We start from the raw sequence: 17,272 nt of genomic DNA on the forward strand, positions 1-17,272 counted from the left end.
TCGGTCGCGGTTCTTCGTGTGCGGGTGACGCGGCAGGCGAAATGAATGGTGATCCTCGGCTGGTCGAATGCCTGGCAAAGTCTCCGAATGCGCCGGGGTGTGTCCGGCGGATTCAACCCGTTCCCAGGAAAGCCGGAACCGCGGGCGTTCGGATTCTGACCGGCCTGGGTTTCGGCGACCGAGACCAGGCCGGTGAGCGGGATTTCCGGGAACGGGTTACGAGACCTTGGCGGAGGGGGCGGCCCAGGTCTTGCAGGACCGGGGATCGGAGGTGGAGTAGCCCCGCTTGGTCCAGTGGACGATGTTGGCGCTCTTGCCGAAGTAACGGAACTCGCCCTTGGGGTCGGCCTCGGCCCTGGCCAGGTCCAGCAGGCGCCCGGCGTCCTTGGCGGGGTAGCCGAGGGCACGCCACACGCTCTTCGCGGTCATTCCGCCCAGGCACTTCGCCTGAAGGCTGTAGCGGCGGAGTTGCTCCTGGATCTCCTTGTCGCCGTCGGCGTGCAGGGCGTTGTAGCCCTCCCTGATGCCGGCCAGGCTCTGCACGTACTCGCCGTAGACGAAGCTCAGCTCCGCGAGGATCGGACGATCATCGGATGCTTTGATCCAGTCGGGACGGATGTGTACGGAGATGCCGGCTCCGAAGCAGGTGACGGCCTCCGATGTGGCGGGGTCCATCTTGGCCCCGAAGCAGTAGCGCTTGTACTTCTTCTCCAGGGTGGTTCCCTTCATCTCCAGGACGGGCGGAACGAACGACACGTCGGCCTTCTTCAGGTAGGGGCCCCAGGCGTTGTTCATGCACGTGACGAGCGCTTTCACATGCTTCTTGACCGAGGCGAGGCTCTTGCCCTTGGCGGGTTTGTCGGCGCACCGCGCCGCGGGGAGCTTGCCGGCGGAGTAGAGGGAGTTGCCGGTCAGGAGCGGGGCGTCCTCGACCGGGTAGGCGAAGGCGGTGGCCGTACCGGGGAAGAGCAGGACGGAGGCGGCGGCCGTCGCCGTGATCACGCGGATCTTCATGGTCATGGTCGTGGACATTAGGGCATATGTCTGTCGTTCGCCCGGCCGTCCAATTCGTTTGCCCCTTCACCAGGGGCGAAGACATCATTGAGCATGACGTTGACATCGGAGTTGCTCGACTACTACGGGCAGGACAGGGAAGACGAGAGGCTCCGCACGGGGCGTGGGCGGCTGGAGCTGTGGCGGACGCAGGACGTGCTGCGCGCGGCGCTGCCCGCCGCCCCGGCCAGGGTGCTGGACGTGGGCGGCGGCACCGGGGTGCACGCCGAGTGGCTGGCCGCCGACGGCCACGAGGTCGAGCTGCTCGACCCCGTACCGCTGCACGTGGAGCGGGCGGCGCGGCTGGCCGGGGTGACCGCGCGGCAGGGGGACGCCAGACGACTCCCGGTGCCCGACGGGAGCGTGGACGCGGTGCTGCTGCTGGGCCCGCTCTACCACCTCCCCGACCGCGCCGACCGGGTCCGCGCGCTGGCCGAGGCGGTACGGGTGGTACGGCCCGGCGGTCTGGTGGCCGCCGCGACCATCAACCGCTCCGCGGCCGTGCACGACATGATCTACCAGGGGCTGTACCTGCGGCCGGAGCTGCGGGAGGTGGCGCTCTCGGCCCTGGAGGACGGGGACCTGGCCGCGGGGCCCGCGGGCTTCACCTCCTACCTGCACGACCCGGACGACGTCCCGGCCGAGTTCGCCGACGCCGGGCTCCCCGGCGCCACCCGCCACGGCCTGGAGGGCGCCTTCTGGCTGTACGGCGACATCAACGACTGGCTCGACGACCCCGAGCGCCGCGCCATGGTGCTCGACGCCCAGCGCCGCCTGGAGTCCGTCCCCTCCCTGCTGGGCGTCAGCGGTCATATGATCACGCTCGCCCGTAAGCCGTCCTGATCGGTGGCGTCCGGGCCGGGCCGCCGTCTCGAATCCTCTCGAGGGAGGGGACGAGGGTGGCCCGGTAGCCGAGCACCTGGGAAGACCCCGAGATGGAGAGAACGTGTCGATTCGGATCGTCCCGCTGGCCGATCCCCACCCGAGCGCGTCCAGCCGCCGTCTGGTGTGGCTGGCCGTCGACGGTGACGGGGTTCCCCTCGGGTCGGCGTTCCTGCGCCTGTTCGACACCGAGGGGCAGGACCACCTGGCGGAGCTGGAGCTGAACGTGCATCCGGCGGAGCGGCGCAGGGGCGTCGGCTCCGAGCTGCTGGCGCGGGCGGTGGCGGGTGTCGTGGGGGAGGGGCGGCGCTGCGTGCTCGCCCAGGCCGGGGCCGACACCCCGGGGGACCACTTCCTGGCCGAGCGGGGGTTCAGGAGGGTGCTCACCCTGACCTACGCCAGGCTCGCGCTGGTCCACGCGATCGCGGGTACGGCCGCCCGGCCGCCCGCCGGATACCGGCTGCGTTCCTGGGAGGGCACGGTGCCGGACGAGCTCGCCGAGACCTTCACCGCCTCCCGGCGGGCCATGGACGACATGCCGATGGACGACACCGACTACGGCGTCGTGGTCTGGGACGTCGAGCGGGTCAGGGCGGCGGCCAGGGCCGTCGAGGACCGGGGCGAACGGCTTCACACGGTCGCCGCCGTCGACGAGTCCGACGGCTCGATCGCCGGGTTCACCGAGCTGGTCGTCCCCGGCGACGGCAAGGGCGACGGCCAGCACTACGGCACGGGAGTCCTGCCGGAACACCGCGGCCGTGGCCTGGCCCGGTGGATGAAGGCCGAGATGATCCGGCAGGTCCGCGAGCGCTACCCGGACCTGATCGGGCTGCTGGCGGACACGGCCGAGAGCAACACCCGCATGCGGGCCGTCAACGACGCGCTCGGCTACCGGCCCACCCACAGGACGTTCCAGTACCAGCTCGACCTCTGATCCCTTCCGGCACCCGGGGCGACCGGATTGCGAGGCTTTCCCCGGCGCGGCGGTGGACCACTCAGGCGTCTGCGGCCGCCCCGGGACGGCTCAGCCGACGACGCGGAACCGGATGCTCGTCGCGTGCTGCGCCTGGGCCACGCCGATGCGCTCCAGCCTGACCCTGGTCCCGCCCGGGTGGTCGAACAGCCGGACGCCGTCACCCAGCATCACGGGCGCGATGAACACGAGGACCTCGTCGAGCACACCCGCCTGGAGGCACTGCCGGGCGACGTCGGCACCGAGGATGTTGACGTACTTCCCGCCCGCGGCGGCCTTGGCCGCGGCGACCCCGCCGTCCAGGTCGCCGACGAAGGTGACGCCCGGCACCGGGGTGTCCGGGATGTGGTGGGTGAGCACGAACTGCGGCCCGCTCCAGCCCCCGCCGAACGCCTTCGCCTCCTTGTCGGTGCCCCGGTGGGGGTCGTCGCCGCCGAAGGTGCGGTTGCCGACGAGAAGCGCGCCGATCTCGTCGACGAGCCCGTCGGCCGTCGGGTCGGGGCCCAGGTACGCGGCCAGCCAGGACATGTCACCACCCGCCCCGGCGATGAAGCCGTCCAGCGACATGGTGACCGAATACAGCATCTTGCTCATGGGGTGTCTCCGTAAACGCGCGTACGGGTGTGCCCCGGAGAGCGGAGCACACCCGTACGGAGAACAGTCTAGAACCAGCCGCGCTTCTGGGCCATGGCCTGGAGGGCGCCGCGCAGCGACTGCTCCACCTGGCCCGGGTGGTCGTTGTAGTGGACCGTGAAGCGGCTGTAGGTGTCCTGGCTGGAGCCGAAGCTGCCGCGCTTGTCGGCCTCCAGGATGATGTCCATCGCCTGCGGGCCCGCGATGAAGGTGAGCTCCAGCTCGTTGAAGTGGCGGCGGTACTCGGGACCGGCGTAGTACTCGATCTCCTGGAAGAACGGCATCCGCGAGCCCTGCAGCGTGCCGCGCTCCAGGTCGGCCTTCTTGAAGCCGAAGCCCAGGTTGCTCAGCGCGCCGAGCACGTGGTCCTGGGCGGGCAGCGGGTTGACGAACAGCGCGTCGAGGTCGCCCTTGTCGAGCGCTCCGGCCAGGGCGAGCTCGGTGGAGACGCCGAGCTGCATGCCGCGCAGCGGGTGGCCGGCGACGGCGCTGATCGGGGTCTCCCACGGCACCTGGATCTCGAAGGGCGCCGACTGCGGGGCGCCCGCGGCGAGCTGGAAGGAGCCGGTGATCTGCTGGCGCAGGAAGCTGTACGTCGACTTGTACTCGTTGTCGCCGCTCTCGACCTCGACGACGGCGGTGAAGTCGATGAAGATGCCCTCCACCTTGTAGTCGGAGCCGCCGCCGCGGAAGTTGACCTGCCCGCGCAGGACCTCGCCGGGCCGCACGTGCGAGTTCTGCAGGACCGTGTCGACCTCGACACCGGCCCCGAACGCGGCCATCAGCTTACGGAACACCATCTGGACTCCCAGGGGTCGGAAATTTGTTCTCAGGGGTTGTGGATCGAGGGACTGGCGTGGCCGTTGACGCCGGCCGCGCCGCCGGCGTCGTCGTTCAGCCGGGGCAGCAGCTGGGCCAGCAGCAATGTGGACAACGCGGAGGTGTCGCCGGAGGTTCCTGAGGTGCGCACGACGACCGGCCGGGGGGCGCTCTCGGCGAGTTTGGCGCCCACGTCCAGGCGGCGGCGGGCCAGCTCGTACTGGAGCACGGCGCGGTTGTCGCGGTAGGAGTCGGCGAGCCTGCGCAGCCCCTTGGCCTCGTTCTCGGCCGAGGTGAGCTCGGCGCGGCCCTTGGCCTCGATCTCCCAGCGCACCCGCTGCGCCTCGGTCTCGTGCTCCTCCAGCATGCGGGCGACGTCCTTGCGCGCGGTGTTGGCGGCGGCCCGTACCTCGACGATGCGCGCGTCGCGGGTCTTCTTGGAGCGTTCGATCTCCATCAGCAGGGTGTCGATGCGGCGCTTGCGGGTCAGCTCCCACTCGCGCTCGAACGCCGACAGCTCCTTGGCGACCTTCTCGCGGGTGGCCAGGTGCTGCTGGTACTGGTCGGGAAGCTGCACGTCGGGGATGTTGGCGCCGGTGATGCGCACCCCGTACCGGCCGAGCTGGCGGGTGAGCAGCTCCTGCATGTCGCCGACGTCGGACCCGCGCAGGTCGTAGGCGCGCTCGGTGTGCACCTGGCGGCTGCGCTGGCGGATGGCGTCCTGTACGGCACTGCTGAGCACGAGGTCGAAGTTACCGGCCCCGATGGTACGGACGAAGGCGACCGGGTCGACGATGCGGAACTTCAGGAAGAACTCGATCGACTTGAGCGGGACGTTCTCGGCCGTCGGGCAGGCCGCGATCGGCGCGGAGTAGGGGATCTCGGTGGAGGTGTCGACCACCGCGTCCACCCGGTCCCAGGGCAGCCACAGGTAGTGCCGTCCCGGAGGGAGCGTGCCCACGATGGCGCCCCACCGGCTGCGCACGCCCGTGGTGCCCTCCTCGATCTCGATGATGGCGCGGCGCCACAGCCAGACGCCCGCCGCGAGCAGGGTGAACACCGCCGCGGCCGCGGCCAGCAGGGACAGGGCGCCCCCGGCGAACACCGCGGTGCCCGCCAGGTAGAGGGCCAGCAGGAGCAGGCCCACCCAGGCGAAGCCCCGGCGGTCCTTGGGGATCACCACCGGCACGAGCTGGCCCGACTCGCCGCCGCGCAGCAACTGGCGGATCTCCGACCACGAGGCCAGCGATTCCTTGATCTTGGAGAACTCTCTGCCGCTCATCGGACCTCCTCCTGTACGGCGCTCGCCGCGTTCTCACCGTTGGTCACGGACGAGGCCGCGCCCGGGACGGGGACGACGGCGTCGGCCGGGGCGTGCAGCAGGGCGGCGATCTCCGCCCCGCGCTTCTCGACGCGCCCGCCGATCTCGCCCGTACGGGCCCTGATCGCGGCCATGTCGGCCTCGGAGAACAACTGCGCCTCGTGCCCGCCGACGAGCTGCCCGGCCAGGGCGAGCAGGTCGACGTCGGCGGTCTCGCCGACCTGGACCAGGCGGGGCAGGTGCGGGGCGACGGACTCGAGCTTGTCGAGCAGGTCCTGCTGGAAGCGGTAGCCGAGGATCTCCGGGGCCTGGGCGGCGCTCAGCGCCCGGATGTCCAGTGCCTGGGCCTCCAGCAGCGCGGCGTTGGCCTTGGCGGTGGACTCGGCCTCCACCAGCCGCTGGCCGCCGGCAGCCTTGGCCTGGTGGGAGGCCCGCTCCAGCGCGGTGTCGATGCGGGCCTGGTGCCCGGCGATCTCGGCGTGGATGGCCGAGAGCTGCTCCTGCAGCCCGGCGAGCTCCTTGATCAGGTCGCCCTCGTTCTGCTCCTTGCGGAGCTGGAGCTCGTACTCGTAGGTGTACGCCTCCTTGGCGACCCTGATCATCTCGGGGGCGGCCAGGTCCATCCGGTACTCCTGGCTGGAGGGCTCGGCGTGCGTGATGTTGACGTCGGTGAGCCGTACCGCGGGCAGGAACTGCTGGTTGAGGTTGTCCAGCATGCCCATGGTGCTCTCGCCGACCAGGTCGTAGATCTCCTCGGCGCGCTGGGCGTAGATCAGCGAGCGGGTGACCTCGCTGATGGCGTTCTGCAGCTTGGCCTGGAAGCCGCCGACCGAGCCGAGCACGAAGATGAACTCGGCCGGGTCCTCGATGCGGAACTGCAGGAACAGGTCGACGCTGGCCTTGACGCCCTGCTGGGTGGGGGCCTCGCGGATGGGCGCGTTGAACGGGTACTCGCGGGTGGTGTTGACGATGTAGCTGACCCGCTTCCACGGGTTGAACAGCGTCACCCGGCCCGGCTCGGCGATCTGCACGAGCTTGCCGAACTTGGTGATCAGCGCCTTGCAGCCCTCGGGGACCATCACCACGCTGCGCCGCCACCACAGGAACGCCGCGGCCAGCACCAGCACGACCCAGTAGTGCGGGCCGAACAGCACCCGGGCGCCGTCGGGCAGCCCGGTGGCCACCAGGCCGACCACGCCGAGGCCGGCCAGCACGACCAGCGGGACGATCACCCTGGCGGTGGTGCTCCTGGGGATGACCACGGGGGAGATGACGTGGACCGGCTCACCGCCGGGGCCGGTGCCGCTGAAGCTGCGGTTGACGATCTCCCCGGCCTCGTTGAGCGGTGCGCTGCGGGCCTCGATGACGGTGCCCAAGGACGCGCCCTGGTCGCGGGCCGCGGTGAAGTCGGAGGGGGTGAGCGCGAAGCCCATGGCCGCCCCGGACCCGCCCTGCCTGCCGCCCTGGCCGCCGAACTGGCCCTGGACCTGGCCGGCGAACTGCTCGGCGGCCTGGCCGACCACCTGGCGCACGTCGCCGCCCTGGCCTATCGTCTGGGCCGCGGCCCTGGCGTACTGCATGGCTTCCCTTGGCCGGGACATCACACCTCCGGATTATTCATAGCTCGAAGAGCCGATATATCACGCTTTGTGATCGTGCGCACTCGGGACAGTAAAGGGGATGCCGCTTGCGGTCCGCTTGTCGAGCGGTTGACGCGGCCCCGTCCCGAGCGTAGGGCGTCCCCGGGAGGTCGTCCCCGGACGGCCCCCGCCCTCCCGTACGGGAAGGACCGGCTCCGGGAGGGCGGGGGCCGTCCGGGGGAGAACTGTCGGTCGCGCCGCCTACAGTGAGACAGGTGAGGCCGGTAACAGATTTGCAGCGCAAGGTGGCCCCCTTCGAGGTCGTCACCGACATGGTCCCCTCGGGTGACCAGCCCACCGCGATCGCCGAGCTCGAACGGCGCGTCAGGGCGGGTGACAGGGACAACGTCCTGCTGGGCGCCACGGGCACGGGCAAGACCGCCACGGTCGCCTGGCTGATCGAACGCGTCCAGCGGCCGACGCTGGTCATCCAGCCCAACAAGACGCTCGCCGCCCAGTTCGCCAACGAGCTGCGCGAGATGATGCCCAACAACGCCGTCGAGTACTTCGTCTCCTACTACGACTACTACCAGCCCGAGGCGTACGTCCCGCAGAGCGACACCTACATCGAGAAGGACTCCTCGATCAACGAGGAGGTCGAGCGGCTCCGCCACTCGGCGACCAACTCGCTGCTGACCCGCCGCGACACCATCGTGGTGGCCTCGGTGTCGTGCATCTACGGCCTGGGCACCCCCCAGGAGTACGTCGACCGCATGGTCAGGCTCAAGGTCGGCCAGGAGATCGAGCGCGACGTCCTGCTCCGCCGCCTCGTCGACATGCAGTACGTCCGCAACGACATGGCCTTCACCCGGGGCACCTTCCGCGTGCGCGGCGACACCGTCGAGATCATCCCCAAGTACGAAGAGCTCGCCGTGCGGATCGAGATGTTCGGCGACGAGATCGAGAAGCTCTCGACCATGCACCCGCTGACCGGCGAGGTGATCACCGAGGACACCGAGCTCTACATCTTCCCGGCCTCGCACTACGTCGCGGGCACCGAGCGGATGGAGAAGGCCGTCCGGGGCATCGAGGCCGAGCTGGCCGAGAGCCTGGAGACGATGGAGCGCCAGGGCAAGCTCCTGGAGGCCCAGCGGCTGCGCATGCGCACCACCTACGACCTGGAGATGATGCGCCAGATCGGCAGCTGCTCCGGCATCGAGAACTACTCGCGCCACATGGACGGCCGCGCCCCCGGCAGCGCGCCCAACACCCTGCTCGACTACTTCCCCGAGGACTTCCTCCTCGTCCTGGACGAGTCCCACCAGACCGTCCCGCAGATCGGCGCGATGTACGAGGGCGACGCCTCCCGCAAGCGCACCCTGGTCGAGCACGGCTTCCGCCTGCCGTCGGCGATGGACAACCGCCCCCTGAAGTGGGAGGAGTTCCTGGAGAGGGTCGACCAGACGATCTACCTGTCGGCCACCCCGGGCACCTACGAGCTGGGCCGCTCCAAGGGCGACGTGGTCGAGCAGGTCATCCGGCCGACCGGCCTGATCGACCCCGAGGTGATCGTCAAGCCGACCACGTCGCAGATCGACGACCTGATCCACGAGATCCGCCTGCGCACCGAGAAGGACGAGCGGGTCCTGGTCACCACGCTGACCAAGAAGATGTCCGAGGACCTCACCGACTACCTGCTGGAGCTCGGCATCCGGGTCCGGTACCTGCACAGCGAGGTCGACACCCTGCGCCGCATCGAGCTGCTGCGCGAGCTGCGGATGGGCGAGTTCGACGTGCTGGTCGGCATCAACCTGCTCCGGGAGGGCCTGGACCTGCCCGAGGTGTCGCTGGTGGCCATCCTCGACGCCGACAAGGAGGGTTTCCTGCGTTCGGAGACCTCCCTGATCCAGACCATCGGCCGCGCGGCCCGCAACGTCTCCGGCCAGGTGCACATGTACGCCGACCGGATCACCCCCTCCATGGAGCGGGCGATCGACGAGACCAACCGCCGCCGGGCCAAGCAGACCGCCTACAACGAGGCCCACGGCATCGACCCGCAGCCGCTCCGCAAGAAGATCGCCGACATCCTCGACTCGCTCAACCGCGAGGACGCCGACACCGAGCAGCTCCTCGGCGGCAGCGGCCGCCAGCAGTCGCGCGGCAAGGCCCCCGTGCCCGGCTTCGCGCTCAAGCAGGCGGGCCAGCACGCCAAGGCGATCGCCGGGGAGATGCCCAGGGCCCAGCTGGAGGCGCTGATGGAGTCGCTCACCGAGCAGATGCACCAGGCCGCCACCGACCTCCAGTTCGAGGTCGCCGCCCGGCTCCGCGACGAGATCAAGGAGCTCAAGCGAGAGGTCCGCGACATGCGCGAGGCCGGGGTCACCTGACCGGTCGTCCCGATCGTCCCGGCGCCGCCCACGCGATCGCGCGCCCTCACGAAGGGTGCGCGATCGGGGCGGAGGCTGAGATCGGGAGAGCGGAACTCACGGGCGGATGAAGGGCCTCATCGACCGGATCGGCGCCGGAGGCACCTGCGACGATCTCGTCGACCTCCCGATACCCACGAGGACCCCGTGATCACGGGCCGATGAACGTGCCGAGGTCGAGGTCGATGTCGACCGGGAAGCCGATGTCCGTCGTCAGCCGCCCGCGATGGATGCCCGTCGGGACGTACGCCCTGACGGCGGGCTCCAGCTCGAAGGTGTAGACGACGGGCTTTTCGTTCTCCTGCTCCACACGCCACAGGTGCCTGATCCCGGCGCCGGAGTACTTGACGGGCTTGGTGGTGCGGTCTCGCTCCAATGACTCGGGAGACACCACCTCGACCACCAGGTGCACGTCCTCGGGTCTGAACGAGGTCGTCCTCAGGTTCGTCAGCGCGGACCTCGCGACCACCATGACGTCGGGCTCGGGCCGCTGCCGGACTCCCAGGGTCACGGTCATCTCCCTGGCGACGGCGAGATGGCCGGGAGGCGTGAGCCCTCTGTCGACAAGTCCGACCGTGAACATGTGGAAGGCGTTCTGGGGAGGCCTCATGACGAGCGACCCGTCGATCAGTTCGACGTGCCGTAGCGCACCCGAGGGAAGATCATCGAGCATGCCGGCGGTCCACCCGCCGACCGGCCCCGGGTAGAACCACCCGGGGAGAACGTCCGTCATCGAAGAGCCCCCTCGGCTGCCACCGGGACATCACCTGGCGGAGTCAGGATGGCACTCTCCGCGTCCGGCGCACACGTTTTCCGAGGGAGTCGCGCCGCCGGACCGCGGGGAGGGTCAGTGGGAGTCGTCGTGGCGGGAGCGGTTGATCATCGTGCGGTTGTAGAGCTCGTCGATCTCGTCCAGGGGGTCGGGAGCGCGGCGACGGGCCTCGATCTCCAGGTCGGTGCGCCCCTGGATCTGCTCGATGCCCCCTGCCGAGTGCTCCATCTGGTCGTTGCGCAGGTCGGCCCTGATCCGGGCGCAGGACGTGGTCAGTTTGGAGTGGTGCTCGCGCAGCCTGCTCAGGGCCGTGTGGTCGACGTAGGGCGACACCCGGCGTTCCTGGGCGTAGTGGGCGAGCTGGGCGTCCAGCTGCTCGGCGTGCACCGAGATCTCGGCCACCAGGTGGGGCAGGTCGCCCAGACCCCAGCCGCCCCGGAGGGCGTGATCCACGGCCTGGCGGGTCAGGGAGACCTCACGCTTCAGGTCGAGCCGCATCCGCTCGGTCTCGGCGGCGTCGCCGGTGCCCATCGCCGCCATGTGCGAGGCGACCCGCGTGCCGACCTTCCTGGCCTTCTTGGTGGCCTTCCTGCCGACCTTGACCAGCAGGTAGATCCCGACTCCTCCCAGGAGAAGGAAGAACAGCAGGATCACCAGCAGGACGATGAGGAAATCGCCGATCGGAGCCACCTCCCGGCAGGGGTTGGACGGGGTCTTTCGAGCATAGCCCGCACCCGCGCCCCCGCGGGGGCAACGGATGCGGCGGGACCGGCCGGTGACGGCCGGGAGGAACGGCCCGGGCGGCTCGTCGGAGAGCCCGGGCGGAGCGGGGTCATCGCAGGCTCGGCTGGGCGGCGCGCCGCCGTCGTATCCGCCGGGTCGCCAGCCAGGCCAGCACCGCGAGCATCGCCACCACCACGACGACCAGTACGGGAAGGAAGATCGCGACCAGGCTGATGCCCAGCGATCCGGCGTCCTCGACCGTGCTGACCACGGGCGCGCCCACCCCGGCCGTGGTGGCGTTCACCACCGGCCTGGTGGCCGCCTTCATCGTGTGCACGACCAGTGCGATCCCGACGCCCAGCACCCAGCTGAGCCAGGGGTTGTGGCTCATCCAGGTCGAGCCGTCCAGCCGGGTCGCGGCCTCGGTGGCGCTGAAGACCACGCCGCCCGAGGCCGGGCGGACGACGGTCTGGATCATGTCGTTGACGCTGTCGACCACCGGGACCTTGTCGAGCACGAACTCCGCCAGGAGCAGCACCGCGATGATCCCGAGCACCCAGCCGTTGGTGAGCCAGGCGAACTCCTGCGGCAGCCGGATCTGATCGGTGAAATTGGCGAGCAGGCCGACCACCAGCAGCGGGATGTAGGCGTTGAGCCCGGCCGCGGTGGAGAGTCCGAGGCCTGTCAGTGCCGCGAGCATCGCACCTCCGTAGTGTTCTCTGCCGGGTTCAACGGCCACCGCCCGCCGAACGATCCCGATCAGGCGGCCCCGGCGGATATCACTCTGGTATCGGCGGGCGTGCCCGTACCGTCACCGGGGCCCGTGCCGCATCGCTCAGGTCCTCCATGTCGCCCAGGCCGTCCAGGGCGGTCGCCGCGTTCACGATGTCCGTCCCGTCGGCGCCGTTCACGGTGTCCGCGCCGTCGGGGTGGGGCGGCAGCCAGCCCCGGCCGGGCACGTAGTGGCGCACCACCCTGGCCGGGACGCCCGCGATCACGCTGTGGTCGGGGAACTCCCCGCGCACCACCGCCCCGCCCGCCACCACGCACTGCCTGCCGATCCTGGTGCCCGGCAGGATGATCGCGCCGGTGCCCAGCCACGAGCCCGACCCGATGGAGACCGGGGTGTTGCGCGGCCACTGCCGCCCGATCGGGGCCTCCGGGTCGTCGTAGACGTGGTTCTGGTCGGTGATGTAGACGTACGGGCCGGTGAAGACGTCGTCGCCGATGTCGATCGACTGGTGGCCCACGATGTGGCTGCCCCGGCCGATGGAGCAGCTGCGGCCGATCCGCACGATCGCGTCCGGGCCCAGGTCCACGCCAGGGCCCATGCCCGCGGAGATGGAGACCCGCTCGCCGACCAGGGTGTGCTCGCCGATCTCGATCCAGGCCTCGCCGAAGATCGCGCCCACCGGGAACGACAGGCAGGCGCCCTCGCCCAGCCGCCGGAAACGGTACCCGCCGGGACTGGCCGGGGTGACGGTGCCGGCCTCGCGGACGGCGGCCCAGAGCCGGTGAACGAGGCTGCCCGCGGCACGCCGCACCACACCACGAAGTGACATGAGGGACCAAGTTACCGCTCGGTCGCATTCGCCGGGCACGTGGGTCGGGGTCGTCCGGGCCGTCCGCCTGCGCCGTTTGTTATTCTGAGAGCCCGTGGACCTGTAGGCCATTCATAAGGGTGCGCCGACTGATCTGTAACGACCACGGGAGCCTTCTTGCGCAACGCCGCACATACCAAACATCTGTTCGTCACCGGCGGCGTCGCCTCCAGCCTGGGAAAGGGACTGACGGCCTCCAGCCTCGGGCGCCTTCTCAAGCTGCGCGGCCTGCGGGTCACCATGCAGAAGCTCGACCCCTACCTCAACGTCGACCCCGGCACCATGAACCCGTTCCAGCACGGCGAGGTGTTCGTCACCGACGACGGTGCCGAGACCGACCTGGACGTCGGTCACTACGAGCGGTTCCTCGACACCGAGCTGCACGGCTCGGCCAACGTGACCACCGGCCAGGTCTACTCCAACGTCATCGCCAAGGAGCGCCGCGGCGAGTATCTCGGTGACACCGTGCAGGTCATCCCGCACATCACCAACGAGATCAAGGACCGCATCCGGTCCATGGCCGGGCCCGACGTGGACGTGGTGATCACCGAGGTCGGCGGCACCGTGGGCGACATCGAGTCGCTGCCCTTCCTGGAGGCCGTCCGCCAGGTCCGGCACGAGGTCGGCCGCGACAACGTGTTCTTCCTGCACGTCTCGCTGCTGCCCTACATCGGGCCGAGCGGCGAGCTGAAGACCAAGCCGACCCAGCACTCGGTCGCCGCGCTGCGCAGCATCGGCATCCAGCCCGACGCGGTCGTCCTGCGCTCCGACCGTCCGGTCACGAACGCGATCAAGCGCAAGATCAGCCTGATGTGCGACGTGGACGAGGACGCGGTCGTCTCCGCCATCGACGCCGCCAGCATCTACGACATCCCCAAGGTGCTGCACTCGGAGGGGCTGGACGCCTACGTGGTGCGCCGCCTGGGCCTGCCCTTCAGGGACGTCGACTGGAAGGAGTGGGAGCAGCTCCTGCGCCGGGTGCACCGCCCGGCCAACGAGGTCACGATCGCGCTCGTCGGCAAGTACATCGACCTGCCCGACGCCTACCTGTCGGTCACCGAGGCGCTGCGCGCGGGCGGTTTCGCCAACGACGCCCGCGTCAACATCCGCTGGGTCAAGAGCGACGACTGCGAGACCCCCGAGGGCGCCGCCCGCGAGCTCGACGGCGTCGACGGCGTGCTGATCCCCGGCGGCTTCGGCGTGCGCGGCATCGAGGGCAAGGTCGGCGCGATCCGGCACACCAGGGAGAACAAGATCCCGCTGCTCGGCATCTGCCTGGGCATGCAGTGCATGGTCATCGACGCGGCCCGCCACCTCGCGGGCATCGAGGACGCCGGCAGCACCGAGTTCGACGCGGAGACCGCCCACCCGGTGATCTCCACCATGGCCGACCAGGAGGACGTCGTCTCGGGCGAGCGCGACATGGGCGGCACCATGCGGCTGGGCCTGTACCCGGCCAGGCTGGCCGAGGACTCGCTGGCCCGCAGGCTGTACGGCATGGCCAGGGTCGACGAGCGCCACCGCCACCGCTACGAGGTCAACAACTCCTACCGCGAGCAGCTGGAGAAGGTCGGCCTGGTCTTCTCCGGCCTCTCGCCCGACGGCCGCCTGGTGGAGTACGCCGAGCTGCCCGGCGACGTCCACCCCTTCTTCATCGGCACCCAGGCGCACCCGGAGTTCCGCTCCCGGCCCACCCGCGCGCACCCGCTGTTCAAGGGCCTGATCGCCGCCGCCCTGACGTACGCCGACGTCCGCGGCACCGCCGCCAAGGCCGGGAGGGGCAAGTGAGCGGTCCCGCCGGGAGCACGGGTTCCACCGGGAGCATCGAGATCATCGGGGGTCCCGCGGACCTGGAGGTCCGGGACGCGCACGAGGAGTGGAAGGTCGACTCCTCGGTCGAGCACCTCCGCGCCCGGGTGATCACCGCTGTCACCGACGCGGTGGTGATGCCGGACGGTGAGATCGTCGACCGCGACTACGTGGTCCACCCCGGCTCGGTGGCGGTCGTCGCCCTCGACGACCGGGGCCGGGTCCTGCTGCTGCGCCAGTACCGCCACCCCGTGCGGCGGCTGCTGTGGGAACTGCCCGCCGGGCTGCGCGACGTGGACGGCGAGCCCCTGCACGTGGGGGCCGCCCGCGAGCTCGCCGAGGAGACCGGCTACCGGGCCGGGACCTGGCACGTCCTCGTCGACGCCTTCACCTCGCCGGGCATGGCGAACGAGCGCACCCGGATCTTCCTGGCCAGGGACGTCACGCTCCTGCCCGAGGGGGAGTCGGACTTCGTCCGGCGGCACGAGGAGGCCGACATGCCGCTGGCCTGGATTCCCCTGTCCGACGCGGTTCGGCGTGCCATGGCGGGAATGATCCACAATTCCCAAGCCGTGGCCGGTATTCTCGCCGCATACGCCGCTTCGGTGGACGGATTCGCCTCTCTGCGGCCCGCCGACGCACCGGAGGCATGACAGGAGGACACCCTGAGCGAGACGGAGGCCGTCCTGTCCAGCTACCTCGACCATCTGGCGGTGGATCGGGGCCTGGCCGCCAACACCCTGGCCTCCTACCGCCGTGACCTCCTGCGCTACCTGGAACACCTGAGGAACCGCGGGCGCGTCACCCTCGGCGAGGTCGCCGAGGGTGACGTCACCGCCTTCGTGGCGGCGCTCAGGGAGGGCGACGAGAGGCACCGGGCCCTCGTCGCCGCCTCGGCGGCACGGGCCGTCTCCGCCGTACGGGGCCTGCACCGCTTCGCGCTGGTCCAGGGCGTCTGCCGGCACGACCCCGCCCGCCAGGTACGCCCGCCCCGCCAGCTGCGGCGGCTGCCCAGGGCGATCAGCGTCCGCGACGTGGAGCGGCTGATCGCCTCCTGCGGTCCCGACGGCGCCCCCCTGACGCTGCGCAACCGGGCCCTGCTGGAGCTGCTGTACGGCACCGGCGCGCGCATCTCCGAGGCCGTCGGGCTCACCGTGGACGACGTCGACCTGGTCGCCGGCGCCCAGCGGGTGCGGCTGCGCGGCAAGGGCGGGCGCGCCCGCCTGGTGCCGCTGGGCGGCTTCGCCGGGGAGGCCCTGCGCGCCTACCTCACCGGGGCCCGCCCCCGCATCGCCGCCCAGGGGGGCGGCGGCTCGGGGCTGTTCCTCAACGCCCGCGGCGGCAGGCTGACCCGCCAGGGCGCCTGGGAGGTCCTGCGGGGCGCGGCCGAACGCGGCGGGCTCGACGGGGTGTCGCCACATATGTTGCGACATTCGTTCGCAACGCACCTCCTCGACGGGGGCACGGACGTTAGGGTGGTTCAGGAACTACTCGGCCACGCCTCGGTGACCACCACCCAGGTGTACACACAGGTGACGGTCGACGCGTTCCGAGAGGTCTGTGCCGCTGCTCATCCGCGCACGCGGGATTGACCTTGCTTATGTCCGGGCGTGCCGCCTTGCCGCATACGTGTTGACGCCATAGTGTCCGTCCGGACGGTTCCGGTTAGAGGCCGTCAGGGAGGTTCGACTGGTGACTGTGACCACCGACGGTTCTATCCGGGGTGCCACTTCGGCAAACCCCGAGAATCCCTGGGGCGACACCAAGACCGCCGGGACCCCTCGCAGCGGGGGAGTCCTCGGCCCGACCGGGCGCCCCCGGCCGGTCTTTCCCGACCCGCCCCCGCGCACGGTGCACGGGCCGGCGCGGGTCGTCGCCATGGTCAACCAGAAGGGCGGGGTCGGCAAGACGACCACCACCATCAACCTGGGGGCCGCGCTGGCGGAGGCCGGGCTGAGGGTGCTGCTCGTCGACTTCGACCCGCAGGGCGCCCTGTCGGTCGGCCTGGGCATCAACCCCCTCCAGCTCGACCTGACGGTCTACAACCTCCTGATGGAGCGGCAGATCACCGCCAGGGACGTGCTGCTGGAGACCGGCGTCGAGCGTATGGACCTGCTGCCCAGCAACATCGACCTGTCGGCGGCCGAGGTCCAGCTCGTCACCGAGGTCGCCCGCGAGCAGGTGCTCGGCCGGGTGATCAAGCCCCTGCTCCCCGAGTACGACGTCTGCCTGATCGACTGCCAGCCGTCCCTCGGCCTGCTCACGATCAACGCGCTGGCCTGCGCGCACGGCGTCATGGTGCCGCTGGAGTGCGAGTTCTTCGCGTTGCGCGGCGTGGCGCTGCTGATGGACACGATCATCAAGGTCCAGGAGCGCATCAACGACGAGCTGGTCATCGAGGGCCTGCTCGCCACCATGTACGACGCGCGCACCCTGCACGGCCGCGAGGTGCTGGCCCGCGTCGTGGAGGCGTTCGACGACAAGGTCTACCACACGGTGATCAACCGGACCGTGCGCTTCCCGGACGCGACCGTGGCCGGTGAGCCCATCACCAGCTTCGACTCCTCCTCGCTCGGCGCCAGCGCCTACCGCGAGCTCGCCAGGGAGGTCCTCTCCAGGTGGGCCGCGATGGAGCAGTGATCGTCCCGCCCGCGGGCACGGGACGATCATCGGGTACGGG

General features: G+C 70.5%; 16 protein-coding genes. 7 read left to right on the forward strand and 9 right to left on the reverse strand.

The genetic code is table 11. The annotated features are described in order from the left end of the window. Nucleotides 1-216 precede the first annotated feature (216 nt). Entirely contained in the window at nucleotides 217-1,020 is an 804-nt protein-coding gene (locus ACLQ2R_RS19010; protein ID WP_425961232.1) for a hypothetical protein, read from the reverse strand. A gap of 87 nt (nucleotides 1,021-1,107) precedes the next feature. Between ACLQ2R_RS19010 and ACLQ2R_RS19015 the strand changes: the two genes are divergently transcribed. Together ACLQ2R_RS19015 and ACLQ2R_RS19020 are read left to right on the forward strand one after the other, a co-directional pair. Then, complete coding sequence (locus ACLQ2R_RS19015; RefSeq protein WP_425961233.1) at nucleotides 1,108-1,896, forward strand: class I SAM-dependent methyltransferase; 789 nt, start codon at nucleotides 1,108-1,110, stop codon at nucleotides 1,894-1,896. A 103-nt stretch (nucleotides 1,897-1,999) separates the two neighbouring features. Then, nucleotides 2,000-2,869 (forward strand): GNAT family N-acetyltransferase, encoded by an 870-nt coding sequence (locus tag ACLQ2R_RS19020; RefSeq protein ID WP_425961234.1) that lies wholly within the window; start codon nucleotides 2,000-2,002, stop codon nucleotides 2,867-2,869. Nucleotides 2,870-2,959: 90 nt separating this feature from the next. On the opposite strand, the gene ACLQ2R_RS19025 is transcribed toward ACLQ2R_RS19020, so the two are convergent. The 4 genes from ACLQ2R_RS19025 to ACLQ2R_RS19040 form a co-directional block, all read right to left on the reverse strand. After that, the gene (locus ACLQ2R_RS19025) at nucleotides 2,960-3,502 is read right to left on the reverse strand and encodes a dihydrofolate reductase family protein (RefSeq protein WP_425961235.1); all 543 of its coding nucleotides are present in this window, start codon (nucleotides 3,500-3,502) and stop codon (nucleotides 2,960-2,962) included. 68 nt (nucleotides 3,503-3,570) lie between these two features. Further along, nucleotides 3,571-4,341: a sporulation protein gene (locus ACLQ2R_RS19030; protein WP_425961237.1), complete on the reverse strand. Its 771-nt coding sequence runs from the start codon at nucleotides 4,339-4,341 to the stop codon at nucleotides 3,571-3,573. 29 nt (nucleotides 4,342-4,370) lie between these two features. Continuing rightward, a complete protein-coding gene (locus tag ACLQ2R_RS19035; RefSeq protein ID WP_425961239.1) occupies nucleotides 4,371-5,642 on the reverse strand; it encodes an SPFH domain-containing protein in 1,272 nt (423 codons plus the stop codon). Continuing rightward, nucleotides 5,639-7,282, reverse strand: a complete 1,644-nt coding sequence (locus tag ACLQ2R_RS19040) for an SPFH domain-containing protein (RefSeq protein ID WP_425961240.1) — start codon at nucleotides 7,280-7,282, stop codon at nucleotides 5,639-5,641. Before ACLQ2R_RS19040 ends, ACLQ2R_RS19035 begins: the two co-directional genes overlap by 4 nt. Before the next feature lie 254 nt (nucleotides 7,283-7,536). Here ACLQ2R_RS19040 and uvrB point away from each other — a divergent pair, with 254 nt between their 5' ends. Continuing rightward, a complete protein-coding gene (uvrB, locus tag ACLQ2R_RS19045) occupies nucleotides 7,537-9,648 on the forward strand; it encodes an excinuclease ABC subunit UvrB (RefSeq protein WP_425961242.1) in 2,112 nt (703 codons plus the stop codon). A 190-nt stretch (nucleotides 9,649-9,838) separates the two neighbouring features. Here uvrB and ACLQ2R_RS19050 read toward each other — a convergent pair whose 3' ends face one another. The 4 genes from ACLQ2R_RS19050 to ACLQ2R_RS19065 all read right to left on the reverse strand — a co-directional run bounded on the left by ACLQ2R_RS19050 (nucleotide 9,839) and on the right by ACLQ2R_RS19065 (nucleotide 12,744). After that, the gene (locus ACLQ2R_RS19050) at nucleotides 9,839-10,420 is read right to left on the reverse strand and encodes a Uma2 family endonuclease (protein ID WP_425961244.1); all 582 of its coding nucleotides are present in this window, start codon (nucleotides 10,418-10,420) and stop codon (nucleotides 9,839-9,841) included. Nucleotides 10,421-10,534: 114 nt separating this feature from the next. Further along, nucleotides 10,535-11,149: a hypothetical protein gene (locus ACLQ2R_RS19055; RefSeq protein WP_425961245.1), complete on the reverse strand. Its 615-nt coding sequence runs from the start codon at nucleotides 11,147-11,149 to the stop codon at nucleotides 10,535-10,537. 142 nt (nucleotides 11,150-11,291) lie between these two features. Next, nucleotides 11,292-11,882 carry a DUF4126 domain-containing protein gene (locus ACLQ2R_RS19060; RefSeq protein ID WP_425961247.1) on the reverse strand — a complete coding sequence of 197 codons (591 nt, stop codon included), beginning with the start codon at nucleotides 11,880-11,882 and terminating at the stop codon, nucleotides 11,292-11,294. A gap of 79 nt (nucleotides 11,883-11,961) precedes the next feature. Then, entirely contained in the window at nucleotides 11,962-12,744 is a 783-nt protein-coding gene (locus tag ACLQ2R_RS19065) for an acyltransferase (protein WP_425961249.1), read from the reverse strand. A 156-nt stretch (nucleotides 12,745-12,900) separates the two neighbouring features. Here ACLQ2R_RS19065 and ACLQ2R_RS19070 point away from each other — a divergent pair, with 156 nt between their 5' ends. The 4 genes from ACLQ2R_RS19070 to ACLQ2R_RS19085 all read left to right on the forward strand — a co-directional run bounded on the left by ACLQ2R_RS19070 (nucleotide 12,901) and on the right by ACLQ2R_RS19085 (nucleotide 17,232). Then, nucleotides 12,901-14,571, forward strand: coding sequence for a CTP synthase (locus ACLQ2R_RS19070; protein WP_425961251.1), 1,671 nt, complete (start codon nucleotides 12,901-12,903; stop codon nucleotides 14,569-14,571). Nucleotides 14,572-14,633: 62 nt separating this feature from the next. Further along, nucleotides 14,634-15,245: an NUDIX domain-containing protein gene (locus ACLQ2R_RS19075; protein WP_425961599.1), complete on the forward strand. Its 612-nt coding sequence runs from the start codon at nucleotides 14,634-14,636 to the stop codon at nucleotides 15,243-15,245. 12 nt (nucleotides 15,246-15,257) lie between these two features. Then, nucleotides 15,258-16,184 carry a tyrosine recombinase gene (locus tag ACLQ2R_RS19080; protein WP_425961600.1) on the forward strand — a complete coding sequence of 309 codons (927 nt, stop codon included), beginning with the start codon at nucleotides 15,258-15,260 and terminating at the stop codon, nucleotides 16,182-16,184. A gap of 100 nt (nucleotides 16,185-16,284) precedes the next feature. Further along, complete coding sequence (locus ACLQ2R_RS19085; protein ID WP_425961253.1) at nucleotides 16,285-17,232, forward strand: ParA family protein; 948 nt, start codon at nucleotides 16,285-16,287, stop codon at nucleotides 17,230-17,232. Nucleotides 17,233-17,272 lie beyond the last annotated feature (40 nt).

It is taken from the genome of Streptosporangium sp. DT93 (assembly GCF_049844535.1).
Lineage (GTDB): Bacteria > Actinomycetota > Actinomycetes > Streptosporangiales > Streptosporangiaceae > Streptosporangium.

Coding starts and splice junctions, on each gene's coding strand:
- ACLQ2R_RS19010 (WP_425961232.1), bottom strand. CDS start 1,020: ATGACCATGAAGATCCGCGTGATCACGGCGACGGCCGCCGCCTCCGTC.
- ACLQ2R_RS19015 (WP_425961233.1), top strand. CDS start 1,108: ATGACGTTGACATCGGAGTTGCTCGACTACTACGGGCAGGACAGGGAA.
- ACLQ2R_RS19025 (WP_425961235.1), bottom strand. CDS start 3,502: ATGAGCAAGATGCTGTATTCGGTCACCATGTCGCTGGACGGCTTCATC.
- ACLQ2R_RS19030 (WP_425961237.1), bottom strand. CDS start 4,341: ATGGTGTTCCGTAAGCTGATGGCCGCGTTCGGGGCCGGTGTCGAGGTC.
- ACLQ2R_RS19035 (WP_425961239.1), bottom strand. CDS start 5,642: ATGAGCGGCAGAGAGTTCTCCAAGATCAAGGAATCGCTGGCCTCGTGG.
- ACLQ2R_RS19040 (WP_425961240.1), bottom strand. CDS start 7,282: ATGTCCCGGCCAAGGGAAGCCATGCAGTACGCCAGGGCCGCGGCCCAG.
- ACLQ2R_RS19050 (WP_425961244.1), bottom strand. CDS start 10,420: ATGACGGACGTTCTCCCCGGGTGGTTCTACCCGGGGCCGGTCGGCGGG.
- ACLQ2R_RS19060 (WP_425961247.1), bottom strand. CDS start 11,882: ATGCTCGCGGCACTGACAGGCCTCGGACTCTCCACCGCGGCCGGGCTC.
- ACLQ2R_RS19065 (WP_425961249.1), bottom strand. CDS start 12,744: ATGTCACTTCGTGGTGTGGTGCGGCGTGCCGCGGGCAGCCTCGTTCAC.